We start from the raw sequence: 14,435 nt of genomic DNA on the forward strand, positions 1-14,435 counted from the left end.
ACTTTTTGAAGAATGGTATATAAAAATAAAAGGAGGGATTACATGTATATTTATCATAATGGACTAATTATTCGTGAAGGAACGAATGGAGTGCCAGCATATGCAGTTAAAACATTATTTGAAGATGCTGGTTGGAGTAATGATAATATCCCTTCTTGGCAAATTGAAAAATTTTCGATAGCATTTGAAAATTCAACATGGGCTTTCACAATTTGGGATGAAGAAGAGATGGTCGCGATGGTTAGAGTAATTTCTGATCAAATCATGGTTGCTAACATAGTAAATTTAGTTGTGAAGTGTGAGTATAGAGGGAAAGGATTAGGTAAGAAACTGGTAGCTCTTTGTTTGCAAAAGCTTCCTCATGGTGATTGGTTTGCACATACAGCCGCTAACAATTTTGATTTTTATAGAAGTTGTGGTTTTGAAGTAAGAGAGTTATCAAGAAATGGGACATGTGCGTACTACGGGTATCAAGTAGCAAAAAAGGATGGGCACCGATAAACTTATAAGGTAGTGAAGAAAAAGGATTGCTATTTTAATTAATATAAACTGAATTGAGACTCATTTTATGATAAAATGAAAGAAAATTCAGTTTATTAAATGGGGGATAAAAATGAATGTAAAAGTTGGGGATGTATTTAAATATGAAAGAAGATTTACCGAGGAAGAAGTTTTCGAATTTGCCAATATTACAGGTGATAAAGGTAGGCATCATATGGAATATGATGAGAATGGAAGGTTAATGGTTCATGGTTTATTGACGGCTAGTATTGGGACGAAAGTAGGCGAAGAGTTACATTACATAGCAAGGGAATTAGTAAGCGAATTTATTAGGCCAGTTTTTACAGGGGATACGATTACTTGTGAATTAACTTTAACAAATATTGAACAAATGGAAGGGTATAAAAAAGTTTCAATTGAGTCAGTATATCGTAATCAACATGAAAAGACCGTACTAGTTGGGACAAGTTATGGAATTATAAGGGGATAAGAAAGAAGCCTGTTACGAAACAGGCTTCTTTTTTTATCAATTAGTAAACGCGTTTTCGATTTTCCGCATGACTAGAGATAAGTAATAACGCAGACTCTTCACCTATATTACGAACAATATGAGGAACGCATGCATTCCAGGAGAAAGAATCGCCTTCTCCTACAATTGCAATGTCTTCACCATGTTGAACTTCTAGTTTTCCGCGTAATACAAGATGACACTCTTCACCCTCATGAGCATTTGGTGAGTTTTCTTTTGGAAACCCAGCAGGAATTTCTACGAGATTTAGGCGAAGGCCACCTTGCTCCGCGACATGCTCAATTCTTTGTTCATCTTTTCCATAAACACTGTATTTACGTTTTTCTTTTTTTACAATTTTTAAACGATCCTTTTGTTCTAACAATAAATAGGGAAGGGGAACATTTAAAAAATTAGAGATCGTCTCTAAAGTTGAGATAGATGGTGATGTTTTATTGTTTTCAACTTGACTCATAAAGCCTTTAGAAAGACCTGTTCCTTCACAGATTTGGGCGATCGTAATACCTCTACGTTGACGAATTTCACGAATTGCAGAACCGATATTCATAAAATCATGCTCCTTTTTTGTAAACAACTATTTGTATCATAGCAAAAAAAATATATTTTTTCTCATGAAAAATGAATTGACGAATAAAAATAATTAGTGTATGTTTTGTAATGTAAATAAAAGTTTTGTATAAGAAAACTATAAAGGAGAGAAAGAAATGAATCAACATATTGGTAACTTAATTATTCGTATCGTGTTAGGGGTAACGTTCTTTATGCACGGTTTAACAAAATTCCAATCAGGAATTGACAATATTGCAGGGTGGTTTACAAGCATTGGTTTACCAGGAGGACTTGCATACGGTGTAGCAACAGTTGAATTAGTTGGAGGTCTATTGTTAATTCTAGGTTTAGGTGTAAGATATATTGGCTTATTATTTGCACTTGTTATGGTTGGAGCGATTGTGAAAGTAAAATGGTCAGCAGGCCTGTTAGGAGACGGAAAAAATCCTGGGTTTGAGTTAGAACTTGCATTATTAGCGATGGGTGCATACTTATTTGTTGCGAAGGCTGATGGTTTTGTAGATAATTTCTTAAAAGAGAAAATGTCAAAGAAGAACTAAATGAAATGGGGGCTAACAAGATGAGTTTTCAACTTCATCCCGACACAACACTTGATGTTATTCATTTATACGTATCAAATATAAAGAAATCACTAGAGTTTTATACTGAAGTATTGCGTATGAAGGTACTGGAAGAAAAAAGTACAATAGTTACGTTTGGTAATGAGGAAAATGAGCCACTTCTCATCATAGAAGAAAAGGAAGACGCTCTTCCGAAGCAAAGAGGTCGAACTGGTTTATATCACTACGCAATTTTATTACCAAACAGACAAGACTTAGCAAATATTCTTCGTCATTTTGTTGAGAGAGTACACCCATTACATGGTGGGGCTGACCATTACTTTAGTGAAGCTCTTTATTTAGCTGATCCAGATGGAAACGGGATTGAAATTTATCATGATCGCCAAAAAGAAGTTTGGCATGATGAAAATGGAGAACTACCATTTGTTAGTAACCCGTTAGATGGCGAAGGATTATTACAGCAAGGCAGTACATGGAATGGATTCCTAGCTGGTACTGTGATGGGACATATTCATTTACATGTAGCTGACTTAGAAGAAGCGAAACGTTTCTATGTGGATGGTCTTGGTTTTGAAGTAACAATCCCAGCTCGTAATGGTGCGCTATTCGTATCGGCAGGTGGCTATCATCACCATATCGGTTTAAATACGTGGCAAGGTGAAGGAATACCACCACAAATGCCAAATTCCGTTGGGTTGAAATATTTCACAATTGTACTAGCAGATGAAAAACAAAAAGAGCAAGTATGTGAAAGCTTAAAAAATATTGGCAAGATTGCTACGTACAAAGATGGAATATTACAGGTCGAGGATCCATTTGGACATTGTATTCATTTCAAAATTAAAGGAGAAGCCTAAGAAGGCTTCTCTTTTTTACTTTCTTATAATTGCTTTTTCATTTTGTAAAAATAGTTCATCAAATTGCTTCGCAAGCTCAAAATCTAGTTTCGTTAAACCTTTTGCATTCCAAGATGACAAAGTAATAATGACTGCTTTATACTGGATAAGGATAAATGGATGGTGATTATGTTCTTCTGATAGTTTGGCGGCTTCAGAGACAAATTCGACTCCTTTTAAGTAGTCGGAAAACATATATTTTCGTTCAATCCATTTTTCATCTTTTATCATCCATTTATCTACCTTCAATAATTCCTCTTGGACTTCTTCCTCAGTTAATCGTAGCATCATTTTTCACATCCTTTACAGAAAGTAGTGCAAGACCATTGTTAATAAGACGTGTTACAGCTTCGTCAGTTGTGAAAGTAGAAAGTTGTTGTAATAATGCTGATGATGTTTTATGCCCTTTGTTATGCTCTAAAAGCAATTCTAATATTTCAAGGCGGAGCAGCCATTCTTTCGCATAAAATTTATTTAATACTTCTTGAATTGCTGCTAATTGCTCGATATGCGCGTCGTGTAAAATACCTTCATTTCGAATATCGCGAACTGTTTGATACATACGTTCAAGTTCATTCAGTACAAGTGGAGCAGGAATTTCTTGAACTTCTTCATCCATTGGGAAAAATGCTGCAGCATCTGCGGCACCTGGGAATACGGAAGTAATTGTTGAGCCAATAGCCATATCAAATGCGCCCCATGAAGCATCAAATAGTAAACGATCTTTATAAGTAACTGTACAATCTATAAACGAGATAAGGGCAATTTTATTATCATTCTTTACAATGTTAGTTACTGTTCCTTTTACATGAATGTCACTTGCAAAAGTAAAATCTGCACCGTTTCCAATTGTAATACCTAAAGATTGTAACTGTTCTTCTGTGCAATTTTCTAATGCAATGTCTCCATCTAGTAATCCGACCGGTGTCCCGAATCCATCACTATGTACAGATGTAGAATGATTTGCCAACTGTTTATTATGCATTGCTAATGCAGTTGGAGAGCTTGTTCTCATGTAAATGACTTCACCAGCATCATTTTTAATTGTCTCTGTAAATGTACCTGTAATTTGTAATCCGCTATTTAGCTCAGCAGTTGCATGGTTTTCAGAGCGAATTGCTTTTTCTAAACCTTCTTTTCCACCTGTTTTAAAGGCCATTGTTTCAGAAAACTTTTCAAGTGCTTCTGTTAGTTCTTCAAATGATTCACAAACAAATAGCTGTGGCTGCATTTTTGTTACGTCATAAGTTGTCCCAGTGCAAGCTTCGATGGAAAAAGGAACTTTTTCCACAGCATCTGTTAAACAATGCTTACTTTCACCGACAGAGGAAAGGAGACCAGCACCGTATATTTTCGGATCATTTATATTACCAATTAAGCCGTATTCCACTGTCCACCAAAAAAGACGTGAAATTTGCTCAGCTTCTGATAAGCCAGAAACGAGTTTTTGTTTTTCGATTACAGCATTTTCAGCAGCTGTAACTTCATCAGGAGTAGAAGTAGGGCTTTCTTTTACAATCGTTAATGTACGAACAGCTTCAAATGCATCATGCTCTTCTTTTGTAGAGAAAGCTTTCGCACCAATTTGTCCAAAGCGTTTCACATATTTTGCATATGTACGATCAAGCAAAATTGGAGCGTGGCCTGCAGCTTCATGAACGATATCAGGAGCCGGTGTATACTCAATATTTTCTACTTTACGAATATCTGTTGCAATTGGTAATAATCCATGACCTTGAAAATCAAAGAATGCTACGCCGGGAATGAGTCCGTCAATCGTTACAGCTCCCCAGCCGCTTGGTGCTAAACAATCATTCATTTCTTCTACTTTTGGAATCGCATCTATATTAATACCAGATGATTGTAGTCCATTCACATAGGCTGGATGAGCAACATCTTTTAAGAAATTATGGTTTTGTCTCATAATGTAACGCCAAACAGCGTGATTCACCGGCGTGTATTGATCATAATGTTGTGTGGATACGAATGGTTTTAAATGCGATGGGATTTCTGTTTTCTTTGTCATTTAGACATCCTCCTTGTTTTCTATAAAATTGAATATGGGTTTCGTATAGCTTATACCACCCCCTTTCATATTGTAAGCGCTTATAAAATTTTATCATAAGATTCGGAATTATTTAACATTTGTTTCTTTGAGAAATAGAAAAAGCCCCTATCGGAACATCCGATAGGGGCGAAAGAATCGCGGTACCACCCTATTTGTAAGTGAAAATACACTTACATCTCAATTCATGATAACGGAAAAACTCCGTCTTTTCCTTCATGCATAAAAGCACTACGAAAAAGAAGCTCCAGAATTGTAATTCGTACTTATATATGTGCTAATTTCCACCGACCATTAGCTCTCTGTAACAGGGATATAATATACTACTGCGATTCTTTCAATGCGTATATATGAAGTTGTATAAAAGGGAAGGACGCAAAAAAGCCCCTATCGGAAAATCCGATAGGGACGATAAAAATCGCGGTACCACCCTAATTGTAAACAGAAAAATTGTTTACCACTCACTTTAAGATAACGGAAAACTCCGTCTTTCTCTTCATGCATTATGTGCACTATGGGAAAGAAGCTCCAGAATTGTAATTCACGCTTGTATGTGTACTGATTCGCACCAACCATCAGTTCTCTGAGACAGGGATATAAGTCGCTACTAGTATTCCTTCAAAGCCGATATATAATTTGTTCAACTAAACTATGTTTCGTATTATAAAACTATGTTTAAAAGCTTGTCAACAAAAAAATATTACTTTATTTCCAAATCAACGTTTAAATTGGTTGTATTTCCGGCTGCATCAGTTGCTACGATGTGAATTGTGTTTTTTCCTTCTTGTAATTGGCTACGATCGAAATAAATGCCGTAATTTTTCTCCCAAGAATTTAGGAATGCACTTTCCCATACACCATTTCCGTTAATTTCATATTGCATTCTCACTGGAATACCAGGTGCTATCCAACCAGATTCTGTCATCCAATCTAGTAGGATATCATCCACTTTTCCTGTAATTACAAGGTTTTCTTGGTCAACTTCGTATGTTAACTTAGGTGCAGTTCGGTCGATAAACACAGCTCCTGCTTGCTTTGTTTCTCCGCCAGAGTTAGAAGCAACAGCTTCGATTTGGTATAAGCCATCAGATAGAGGGGATCCATCAGTTTTTGTACCATTCCATTTGAAAGATTTATAACCAGGTGTTTCGTTTTTACCTTGATACACCATACCTTGATATGTCACACGGTCTTTCGTAATTAAATTAGCATGAAACGCTATATCCTCAACTGGCGTAACTAAATAGTAATTGATTAGGTTATCATCTAGTATTTTGTCATTATTTGGACTGAAAGTAGAATTAACGATTTCAAGGCCGTTAATACGCTTGTATTCTTTTGGATCGATGCTAAATGTAAATGGAATACGCATTTCTTCAGTCTTGCCTTGTTCTTTTACATATAGATTTCCTGTATATACGCCTTGTGGTAAGGAGCTATCAACAGTAATAGTAAAAGGCTTTTCGATGTTACTATTAGGTTTTATACTAATCGAAGAAGGGAAAGAAGTCTGGATTTTTGTTTTTGTATCTAGTAATTCAATACGAGTTGAAAAGTTTTTCTTTTTATTAGAAAGATTTTGTAACGTAATATTTTGTGTTAGTTTCACTTTGCCGCTATTAGGTTTAATAAGACCGAAACTTACGTTATTCGGTTTCACTAATGCATCTGTTTGGACTGCTTTTGGAATGTTAATTAAACCAGATCCTTGTGCCATAACAGGATATGTATTTTCATTGACATCCTTTAATGTTTTTGCAGTATTGGCAAGAGCAGATTTCAATTGTTCTGTCGTCCAATCCGGATGCATTTGACGCAGTAAGGCAACGGCTCCCGCTACTTGTGGCGCAGCCATACTTGTTCCGTTGTGAGATTCATAGCCGCCTCTTGGTACAGTACTAGTAATTTGTACTCCAGGTGCAACAATATCAGGCTTTATAAGCCAACTTCCTTGTGATGGCCCTCTTGAACTAAATTGACCAATTAGCTCCGTCTGGCTTGGTTGCCCAATTTTTATATTTTTTTTACGCTTTGTAATTAAATTCTTCAACTCTTCACCATTCGTATTTGATAGCTGCATAACTGGAAGAGCTAAATCTTCGCGTACGAAATATTCTGGCATAATATTAATTTCTTTTTCGTTAGAAATTAATAGCACGCCGAGAGCGCCAGCTTGTTTCGCTTGTTCTGCTTTTACTAATGTGCTCGAAGTTCCTTGTAAAACAAGGGCAAACTTACCTTTTACATCTTGTTTAGCATAATCACTTGAATTACCGTAGCCAACATATACAAGCTGAGCATCGTTGCCTACTTGGAAATTAGCTATTGATAACGGTAATCCTTGATAAGATTTATTGGAACCAGCTACTTGGAATGTTGGAAATGGAATAGAAACAGTGGATGCTCCAACAGAGATGACACTACTTGCGTTACCAGGAGCATCAACAGACCAAGGTTTTGGTCCATCATTTCCATTTGAGACGACCGCAGTAACACCAAGTTTTGCTGCACGCTCTAGCGTCATTGTTACAGGTTGATCAGGTACATTCAAATCTTGACCGAGAGATAGATTTAAAACATCGGCACCATCTTGAATAGCGCGCTCAATACCTTGAAGAATATCTTCGGTCGTACCAGTACCACCATCATTCATGACACGGTAAGCTAGTATAGAAGCATTAGGAGCAACTCCCTTTATTTTTCCGTTACCAGCAATAATTCCAGCAACATGGGTACCGTGGACGTTTCCATCCATCGGATCATTATCTTCATCGACTGTATCATAGCCACCAATATAATTTGCTTGTAAATCAGGATGGGTATAGTCTACACCTGAATCGATAATAGCTACTTTCATACCTTTTCCATCAAGCGGTTTGCCAGATAGACCTTTTAAATTCCAGGCTTCAGGTGCACCAATTGTCGGTCCGCCGATATTTGGTGCTTCTTCGTTAGTAGCGCTTTTTGATGTTTCATGTAACTTATATGTTAAGTTCGGATAAATTGCCTTTACTTCAGGTAAAGAAGCTAAAGCAGCAACTTGATCTCCTGGGATAGAAATAGAGAATCCAGAAAATAACGTACTATACGTTTCTTTTATTGTTGCTTTCGGTGCTTTTTCTTTAATTTTTTTTGTTGTATCCTCTTGTGCCTTTTTTAGTTGTGCATGGTATGATTGCACATTGCTATTTTTTAGATCCGGAGCATGCTGAATGTTACTTTGTGAAGCGAGTGGAGCATGTTGCAATTCTACAATGACTGAAATTTCTTTTGATGTTTTTGTTTCAACATTTTGCGCGATTTTGTTTTCGCCCCATTGTTCAATATTCGCTTTTAATTGTGGACTAAATTGCTTCTCTTGTTGTAGTGACTCAGCATGGGCGCTTAAAGCTCCAAAACTCGAAAAGACGAGCGCCATACTTAATAGTGTGGATGTAGTTTTTTTCATTGAAACTCCCCCTAATAAAAAGTGCTAATATTCCGAAAAGTTATCTTACATTTTTATCATTAAATATAAAAACGAATGTTGGCTAAACTATATTTTCGACATAATTCATACCAATCCTCTTTGAATTGAAAATTTCTTGGGAAATTTTTTGGGATTATGTCGAATGGATAAAATTTGCATATAGTAAGCCGAATATGAGGAATGCTAAAGATGGAAAATGGGGGTGCTATATGAAAAGGTTTATAGTAAGTGTAATCATGATTTTGTTCTTTTTTTTCTGTTCCAGTGCGATTAAAGGCGCAGAAAGCAATGAAGTGAAAGTTGCTTTTATTCGTAATCATAATCTATGGATTAAAGTCGGCGAGAAAGAAAAACAAATTACAAAAGGAGAGTACATAACAGGGCCGAAATGGTCACATAATGGAGAATGGCTTGCATATGCAAAAGGAAAGAAGCGAAATCATTTTGAACTGTATCGGCTGAAAGATGGAAAGAAAGTTACACCATCTCAATCAGAAGCATCGAATTATCAATGGTCACCAACAGAGAATATAATTGCATTTATATTTACAGGTACATTAAATACATTTGATGCAGAAAAAAAGATTGCCGATTTTGAAAATGTAGCCAATGGTGTAGGGGATTATGCCTGGTACCCAGACGGACAGAGATTTTTTGTTTCCTCTGAAGCGTACTTGCTTCCAACAGGGTGGACAGGTGCTCAGTTATATGAAATACAAAAGGATACAAATATGAATCCTCATAAGATGAAACATTTATATGCACTACCGAATGAGCATGATGACTTTTTAGCATTAGTTGGAAGTGGATTTAAGTGGTCGCCAGATCAAAAGTGGATTTCGTTTTTGGCAGTACCAACAGCTTCTTTATCAGCGGATAGTAATACACTTTGCTTAATTCGATCAGACGGCAGTCGTTTTGAAACAGTAGATCCAATGTTATTAAACACACAATGGTTCAAATGGGCGCCATCCAAAAATATATTAGCCTATATTGAAGGAAGTGGGAGAGTTGCATTAGAGAATAAACATTTAAAAGTAAAAGAACTACCGGCATTACAGCAGAACACATTTACTCCAAAAGGATATGTTGATTGGGATTTCACATGGAAGAACGATAATGTAATTATCATTTCAAGGGTAAAGGAAGCAGATTTATCTGTACCTCTAGAAAAAAGACCACTACCATCTTTATATGAGGTAAATAGTATAAACGATGAACAACATCAAATTACAAAGCCATCTAATAGCCAAGGTGATTATAATCCTATTTTTATTAAGAAGAGTAACCAATTAATGTGGCTCCGTTCGAATCGTAAGAAAGCTGATGTATGGATTGCTCATAGCGATGGGAAATATGAAAAGAAGTGGATTGAAAATATAGATGTGCCAGAGTGGTATTATGAGAAATGGAATTGGGAAGATGTCCTTTCGGTTAAAGACGAGTAAAAAAACCTGCCTAAAATACAATTTTTAGGCAGGTTTTTTAATGTTATTTATGTGTTTTATTTGGCTTTTTTTTCGCAGGGTTTCCGTTCCCTTGGCGCTTTCTATTTTGTTCATCTTTTGCTTGTTTTTCATGTAATGTATCCAAAAAGTCATTTGAGTTACTCATTTTTATATCGCTCCTTTTTTTATTACGTCCTAGTTACTATAACCATTTAGGAGGATAATCATGATATAAAAGTTAAGCGCTTAGTTTTCTTCGGTAGTATAAGTAAAATAGTCCATACGTAATGAATAACATAAGTAAAATTTGTAACTCTATATTTTCTTTAAAAATAGTTGCGACAGGATCTGGTAAATAAGGTGATGTATCGCTCGTTTCTAAACCTAACCATTTGTTTAAGAGGTTCATGATACAAAATATGAGAACACTGGACCAGCTTGCGATAATTGCTTTTTGCTTAATTTTCGTTTTACGTTCATCATCTGTAATCCAAGGATTAGCAGTTTTATCACTAATAAAAAAGCCATTTATGTATCCCCATATGATTATTCCGAGAAAGATGATAATCCATTTCATATTTATATCCCTCCCCTTATTGTAAAAAGTGTTTTACATATATATGTGTAAAATCATAATATTTTCCAAATATTGATGTCAAATACTTTTTACATTCTGCTTTTTAAAATAGCAGGAGTAAAGAAAAAAATAGGGAAGAAATATGTGAGACCATTTTCTAGTGAGAGGAAGAGGAGAATGAAACTTGTCTTTGTTCGGCATGGTGAAGGTGAGCATACGAAAAATTTATCATTAAGTTTACAAGCGGTGAATCCGTCATTGACGGGTGTGGGAAAGAAGCAGGCAAAATTGCTTCAGCGCGATGTACCATTACAAGAAAAGGATATATTAATCGTTAGTCCTACACTTCGAACTTTACAAACTGCGACAATATGGAGTGAGGAAGTTGCTTGTCAAAAAATTGTTCATCCATATGTATCCCCGCGTATTTTTCCTTATCGGGAATCCGCCAAAACATTGCCATGCGATCAATTGTTAGATCGAAAGATAATTGAAAATTTATTTCCACATTTTTCATTAGAAGAAAGTACAAATGAATTGTTATGGAATGAGGGAGTCAATATCATCTTGGAGAAGGAGTTTCAGCAAATAGTAGATGAATTTCTGCACTGGTGCTATCAGTTAAAAGCAGAAAAAATTTGTATCGTTTCACATGATGGAACAATTACAGCGTATAGGCAATATTTACAGAAAGTCGCTTTAACTAGAGCTGATTTTTTGAAAGAAACGGGTATGTATGAAATTGACTTATAGGGTAGGGAATTTGTAATGGAAGACTTAGGGGAAAATGTATACGACTTAAACGAGCAGAGGGGATACTTTGGCGTAGCAGAAATTAAGTAATATGCAAAATTGCATATTACACATATTGTAAATGATTGGTATAAGTTTGGGGAGTTGAAACTAGTAGAATCGATTTTACAGAATGATGCCAAATCGTATGTTAGCTCGATAGATTATGTAGGTGGAAATGTAGTACTTATGTTTACAATACGCTTATTTTACAGGCTTATTTCCCATGACAAAACGTTAGGAGAAGCTGTTCGAGAAGCGAGATTAATCGATGAGAAGACATGTACATTTCGAGTATATAAACAATATGAAACGCATTTGTTCTATATTCGAATGAATACGTTTCACATTTAACTCACATTTTTTTTACATTTTCTTCAATGAAAATGATTATCACTTGTGGTATGATATGTTCAAGTTTTTGCGGGTAATAAAAGTTACTATATAAACGTTAGTATTTAATGTTTTTATGCATGTCACAAATTATTCATAATTAACATTTCAAAAGTAAGTAACTAATGTTATTATATTATCTGTAACTGACTTAATTACAACTTTAGGAGGAAGATATGATTATTCAATTTTTAAGAGAAAACAAAGCAGTTTCTTTTGTATTAGCGATAGTTCGAGTGTATCTTGGTTACACATGGGTAATGGCTGGAATCGGTAAACTGCAAGGAAAAGGATTCGATGCAACTGGTTATTTACAAGGTGCAATTGAAAAATCTAAAGGAGCACAACCAGCTGTTCAATCTTGGTGGGCATCATTCTTACAAGATTTTGCAATTCCAAACGTTGACTTATTTAATACACTTGTGACGTGGGGAGAAATTTTAGTAGGAATTGGTTTAATTGTTGGCTGTTTAACAAAAACAGCGGTCTTTTTCGGTCTTTTAATGAACTTTTCCTATATGTTTAGTGGGTCAATTGGTGTGAACCCTGAGATGGTTATTTTATCGATGTTCGTTCTTGTTTCTGGTATGAATGCTGGGAAAATTGGAGTTGATGGCTTCATTATTCCAAAAGTACTAGGATCAAAAACTCAAAAACGCCAAAAGCAAGCTGCTTAATATATGAAAACGGGTATCTCAACATGAGATACCCGTTTATTTTTCAGCACTTATAGGATTTTTCCCGAAGAAATCTTTTACATACCCTACAAATTCTTGTGGCTCTTGACGAAATGGTGCGTGATAACCTTTTTCGATAATATGGAAAGTACTATTTTTTAAGAATTGATGATAAGTTTCTCCTTCTTTCCAAGAAACGCTACTATCATTTCTTCCCCATATAATTAAAGTTGGTTGTTTGATTTCATTTGCATTGATTTGAAGACGTCTAGGCCATAATTTCATTTTATTATAATGTTCTTCATCATTACGCTTGAATTTAACTTTGCCCTCATCATAATCTGCAATAGAAGAAACGGCACTTAAATCAGTCGACAACTTTGGTTTTGGTGAACCTTGTTTATTAACGAGCGTATGAGGGCCGCCTGTAGCATCAGTTAAAATAAGGTGGGTAACCGCTTCAGGGTATAAATATGTTAAATTAAGAGAAATTTCTCCCCCCATCGAATGTCCCAGTATTGCGAATGAGTCATATCCTAGTTTTTTCATTAGCTTATAATACAAATTTGCATGAGTTGGGAAAGAATAATAAAAATCCATCGGCTTAGAGGAACGTCCGAATCCTAAGGCGTCAACAGAAATAATCGTATGATCTTTTGCTAAATCTGAGTAAATCTTTTGAAAACCATCGGATGATCCTCCAAATCCATGGATCATAAGTAAAGGTGGTTTTTTATCACCAATCTTTTTAAAGTAAATCGTTTGACCATCTATCTCTACCATTTTTTCTTCTGTAGTTAATTTCGTGGTAATTGTATTTTTTACTTGTTCTACTGGCTTTTCTGCTGCACTACATCCTACTAATAGTGTAAGAGTAAGACAACCTACCATAAAATAGCTAAATCGCTTCAATTAGGTGTCCCCTTTCTAACATAACGCTGCATCTATCATAGCAAATAGTATATTACGATTTCCAGGAAGTTGATCCCCATTTTTTATCATAAGAGGTGAAAGAAGTGTTTCATGGAAATTTGCTGTTTGAAGAAATTGGCGGAATATGAATTGTGAATGTGGGACATCAATGCGTATCGTCCCATTCCACGAGTTACAAATTATTTCTAATAACTGAATAGCGTCCTTCTCTTTTTTTGAAATCAGAGGGGTAATACATAGTAAATCTCCTTTTTGTATGCATAAAGCAAAGGCATTTATTTGATTATCCCGTTCTATTTTAAATGAGTGAATTGCTCTTGATAGTAGTGATAAATAAAGCTTAGAACGATGTGCACCAGTCGCAGTTTGATCAAGAGAAATTAGAGATTGAACATCTGTTTGCTGAATTTGTTTTATAGGGACAAAATTTGTATTTTTGTAAGTAGCTTGTTTTTCGAAACGATGAATTGTTGTTATTGATTGAAATCCATAAGATTCATATAAGGGTTCGCCAGCTTTTGTTGCAATGAGCGTAATAGGAAGCGATGGATGAGTTACTTTTAAGCTATTGTTTAACAAAATACGGCCAATTCCTTTTCTTTGAAAATCAGGATGCACGATTAACATACCGATAGAAGAAAATCCAGGGGCAAATGAAAAGACCCCGCCCGCTGCAATAAGTTTATTCTCATGTACATAGCCAAAAACTGTACCAAGGGAAAGGTACATATGGAATTGCTCTTTCATAAAACTCGCATGCTGTAACCACCCAACTGATTCGCAAAGAGAGAGTAAGGCTGGAATGAAAGATTCGTCTAGTTTTACTGTTTTCATAAAGTTCACCATATTTCTATTTAAATTTGAAAAAATAAGAATAATATTACGAAATGTAAAATAATAGGTTCGTATTAAAAGAAATCCAACATGTTTATATTTATCTTTGTAAAGGGGAGTATGCTTGATATGAAAAGACAAACTTATACAAATTATAACTGAAATTTACATAAGTTAACAAAAAATTTACA

15 protein-coding genes, 1 pseudogene and 2 other annotated features are annotated in these 14,435 nt (G+C 35.3%); of the genes and pseudogenes, 8 read left to right on the top strand and 8 right to left on the bottom strand.

Features of this window, described 5'->3' with window-relative positions; genetic code table 11:
* Nucleotides 1-42: 42 nt before the first annotated feature.
* Together JDS80_RS00790 and JDS80_RS00795 are read left to right on the top strand one after the other, a co-directional pair.
* Nucleotides 43-501 (top strand): GNAT family N-acetyltransferase, encoded by a 459-nt coding sequence (locus JDS80_RS00790; RefSeq protein WP_071747410.1) that lies wholly within the window; start codon nt 43-45, stop codon nt 499-501.
* A 112-nt stretch (nt 502-613) separates the two neighbouring features.
* Entirely contained in the window at nt 614-991 is a 378-nt protein-coding gene (locus JDS80_RS00795; RefSeq protein WP_071747409.1) for a hotdog family protein, read from the top strand.
* A 40-nt stretch (nt 992-1,031) separates the two neighbouring features.
* On the opposite strand, the gene JDS80_RS00800 is transcribed toward JDS80_RS00795, so the two are convergent.
* On the bottom strand, nt 1,032-1,577 hold the full coding sequence (locus JDS80_RS00800) for a helix-turn-helix domain-containing protein (protein WP_199636799.1): 546 nt from the start codon (nt 1,575-1,577) through the stop codon (nt 1,032-1,034).
* Between the two features lie 157 nt (nt 1,578-1,734).
* Between JDS80_RS00800 and JDS80_RS00805 the strand changes: the two genes are divergently transcribed.
* Together JDS80_RS00805 and JDS80_RS00810 are read left to right on the top strand one after the other, a co-directional pair.
* Complete coding sequence (locus JDS80_RS00805; protein WP_001071557.1) at nt 1,735-2,139, top strand: DoxX family protein; 405 nt, start codon at nt 1,735-1,737, stop codon at nt 2,137-2,139.
* A 20-nt stretch (nt 2,140-2,159) separates the two neighbouring features.
* Nucleotides 2,160-3,017, top strand: coding sequence for a VOC family protein (locus tag JDS80_RS00810; RefSeq protein WP_199636801.1), 858 nt, complete (start codon nt 2,160-2,162; stop codon nt 3,015-3,017).
* Between the two features lie 15 nt (nt 3,018-3,032).
* Here JDS80_RS00810 and JDS80_RS00815 read toward each other — a convergent pair whose 3' ends face one another.
* From JDS80_RS00815 to JDS80_RS00825, 3 genes are all read right to left on the bottom strand, one after another.
* Nucleotides 3,033-3,347, bottom strand: a complete 315-nt coding sequence (locus tag JDS80_RS00815; protein WP_071747406.1) for a 4a-hydroxytetrahydrobiopterin dehydratase — start codon at nt 3,345-3,347, stop codon at nt 3,033-3,035.
* Nucleotides 3,328-5,082 carry an aromatic amino acid hydroxylase gene (locus JDS80_RS00820; RefSeq protein WP_199636802.1) on the bottom strand — a complete coding sequence of 585 codons (1,755 nt, stop codon included), beginning with the start codon at nt 5,080-5,082 and terminating at the stop codon, nt 3,328-3,330. The genes JDS80_RS00815 and JDS80_RS00820 overlap by 20 nt, the downstream gene beginning before the upstream one ends.
* A 161-nt stretch (nt 5,083-5,243) precedes the next feature.
* Nucleotides 5,244-5,471, bottom strand: a binding site (T-box leader).
* Nucleotides 5,472-5,522: 51 nt separating this feature from the next.
* Nucleotides 5,523-5,752: a binding site (T-box leader), on the bottom strand.
* A 69-nt stretch (nt 5,753-5,821) separates the two neighbouring features.
* Entirely contained in the window at nt 5,822-8,569 is a 2,748-nt protein-coding gene (locus tag JDS80_RS00825) for a S8 family serine peptidase (protein ID WP_199636803.1), read from the bottom strand.
* Nucleotides 8,570-8,799: 230 nt separating this feature from the next.
* Here JDS80_RS00825 and JDS80_RS00830 point away from each other — a divergent pair, with 230 nt between their 5' ends.
* Nucleotides 8,800-10,038: a TolB family protein gene (locus tag JDS80_RS00830; protein WP_199636804.1), complete on the top strand. Its 1,239-nt coding sequence runs from the start codon at nt 8,800-8,802 to the stop codon at nt 10,036-10,038.
* 43 nt (nt 10,039-10,081) lie between these two features.
* On the opposite strand, the gene JDS80_RS00835 is transcribed toward JDS80_RS00830, so the two are convergent.
* A complete protein-coding gene (locus tag JDS80_RS00835; protein ID WP_000071861.1) occupies nt 10,082-10,204 on the bottom strand; it encodes a DUF4023 domain-containing protein in 123 nt (40 codons plus the stop codon).
* Nucleotides 10,205-10,276: 72 nt separating this feature from the next.
* Entirely contained in the window at nt 10,277-10,615 is a 339-nt protein-coding gene (locus JDS80_RS00840; RefSeq protein WP_199636806.1) for a phosphoglycerate mutase, read from the bottom strand.
* A gap of 177 nt (nt 10,616-10,792) precedes the next feature.
* On the opposite strand from JDS80_RS00840, the gene JDS80_RS00845 reads away from it, so the two are divergent.
* The 3 genes and pseudogenes from JDS80_RS00845 to JDS80_RS00855 all read left to right on the top strand — a co-directional run bounded on the left by JDS80_RS00845 (nt 10,793) and on the right by JDS80_RS00855 (nt 12,477).
* Entirely contained in the window at nt 10,793-11,368 is a 576-nt protein-coding gene (locus JDS80_RS00845; RefSeq protein ID WP_071771696.1) for a histidine phosphatase family protein, read from the top strand.
* A 6-nt stretch (nt 11,369-11,374) separates the two neighbouring features.
* A pseudogene (locus JDS80_RS00850) lies at nt 11,375-11,761 on the top strand (hypothetical protein); the annotation flags it as partial.
* Nucleotides 11,762-11,976: 215 nt separating this feature from the next.
* A complete protein-coding gene (locus tag JDS80_RS00855) occupies nt 11,977-12,477 on the top strand; it encodes a DoxX family protein (protein ID WP_000586624.1) in 501 nt (166 codons plus the stop codon).
* A gap of 36 nt (nt 12,478-12,513) precedes the next feature.
* Here JDS80_RS00855 and JDS80_RS00860 read toward each other — a convergent pair whose 3' ends face one another.
* Together JDS80_RS00860 and JDS80_RS00865 are read right to left on the bottom strand one after the other, a co-directional pair.
* Nucleotides 12,514-13,389, bottom strand: a complete 876-nt coding sequence (locus tag JDS80_RS00860; RefSeq protein WP_199636807.1) for an alpha/beta fold hydrolase — start codon at nt 13,387-13,389, stop codon at nt 12,514-12,516.
* A 15-nt stretch (nt 13,390-13,404) separates the two neighbouring features.
* Nucleotides 13,405-14,244 carry a GNAT family N-acetyltransferase gene (locus JDS80_RS00865; RefSeq protein ID WP_199636808.1) on the bottom strand — a complete coding sequence of 280 codons (840 nt, stop codon included), beginning with the start codon at nt 14,242-14,244 and terminating at the stop codon, nt 13,405-13,407.
* Nucleotides 14,245-14,435: the final 191 nt, after the last annotated feature.

Source organism: Bacillus cereus group sp. N8, from assembly GCF_016483685.1.
GTDB lineage: Bacteria > Bacillota > Bacilli > Bacillales > Bacillaceae_G > Bacillus_A > Bacillus_A proteolyticus.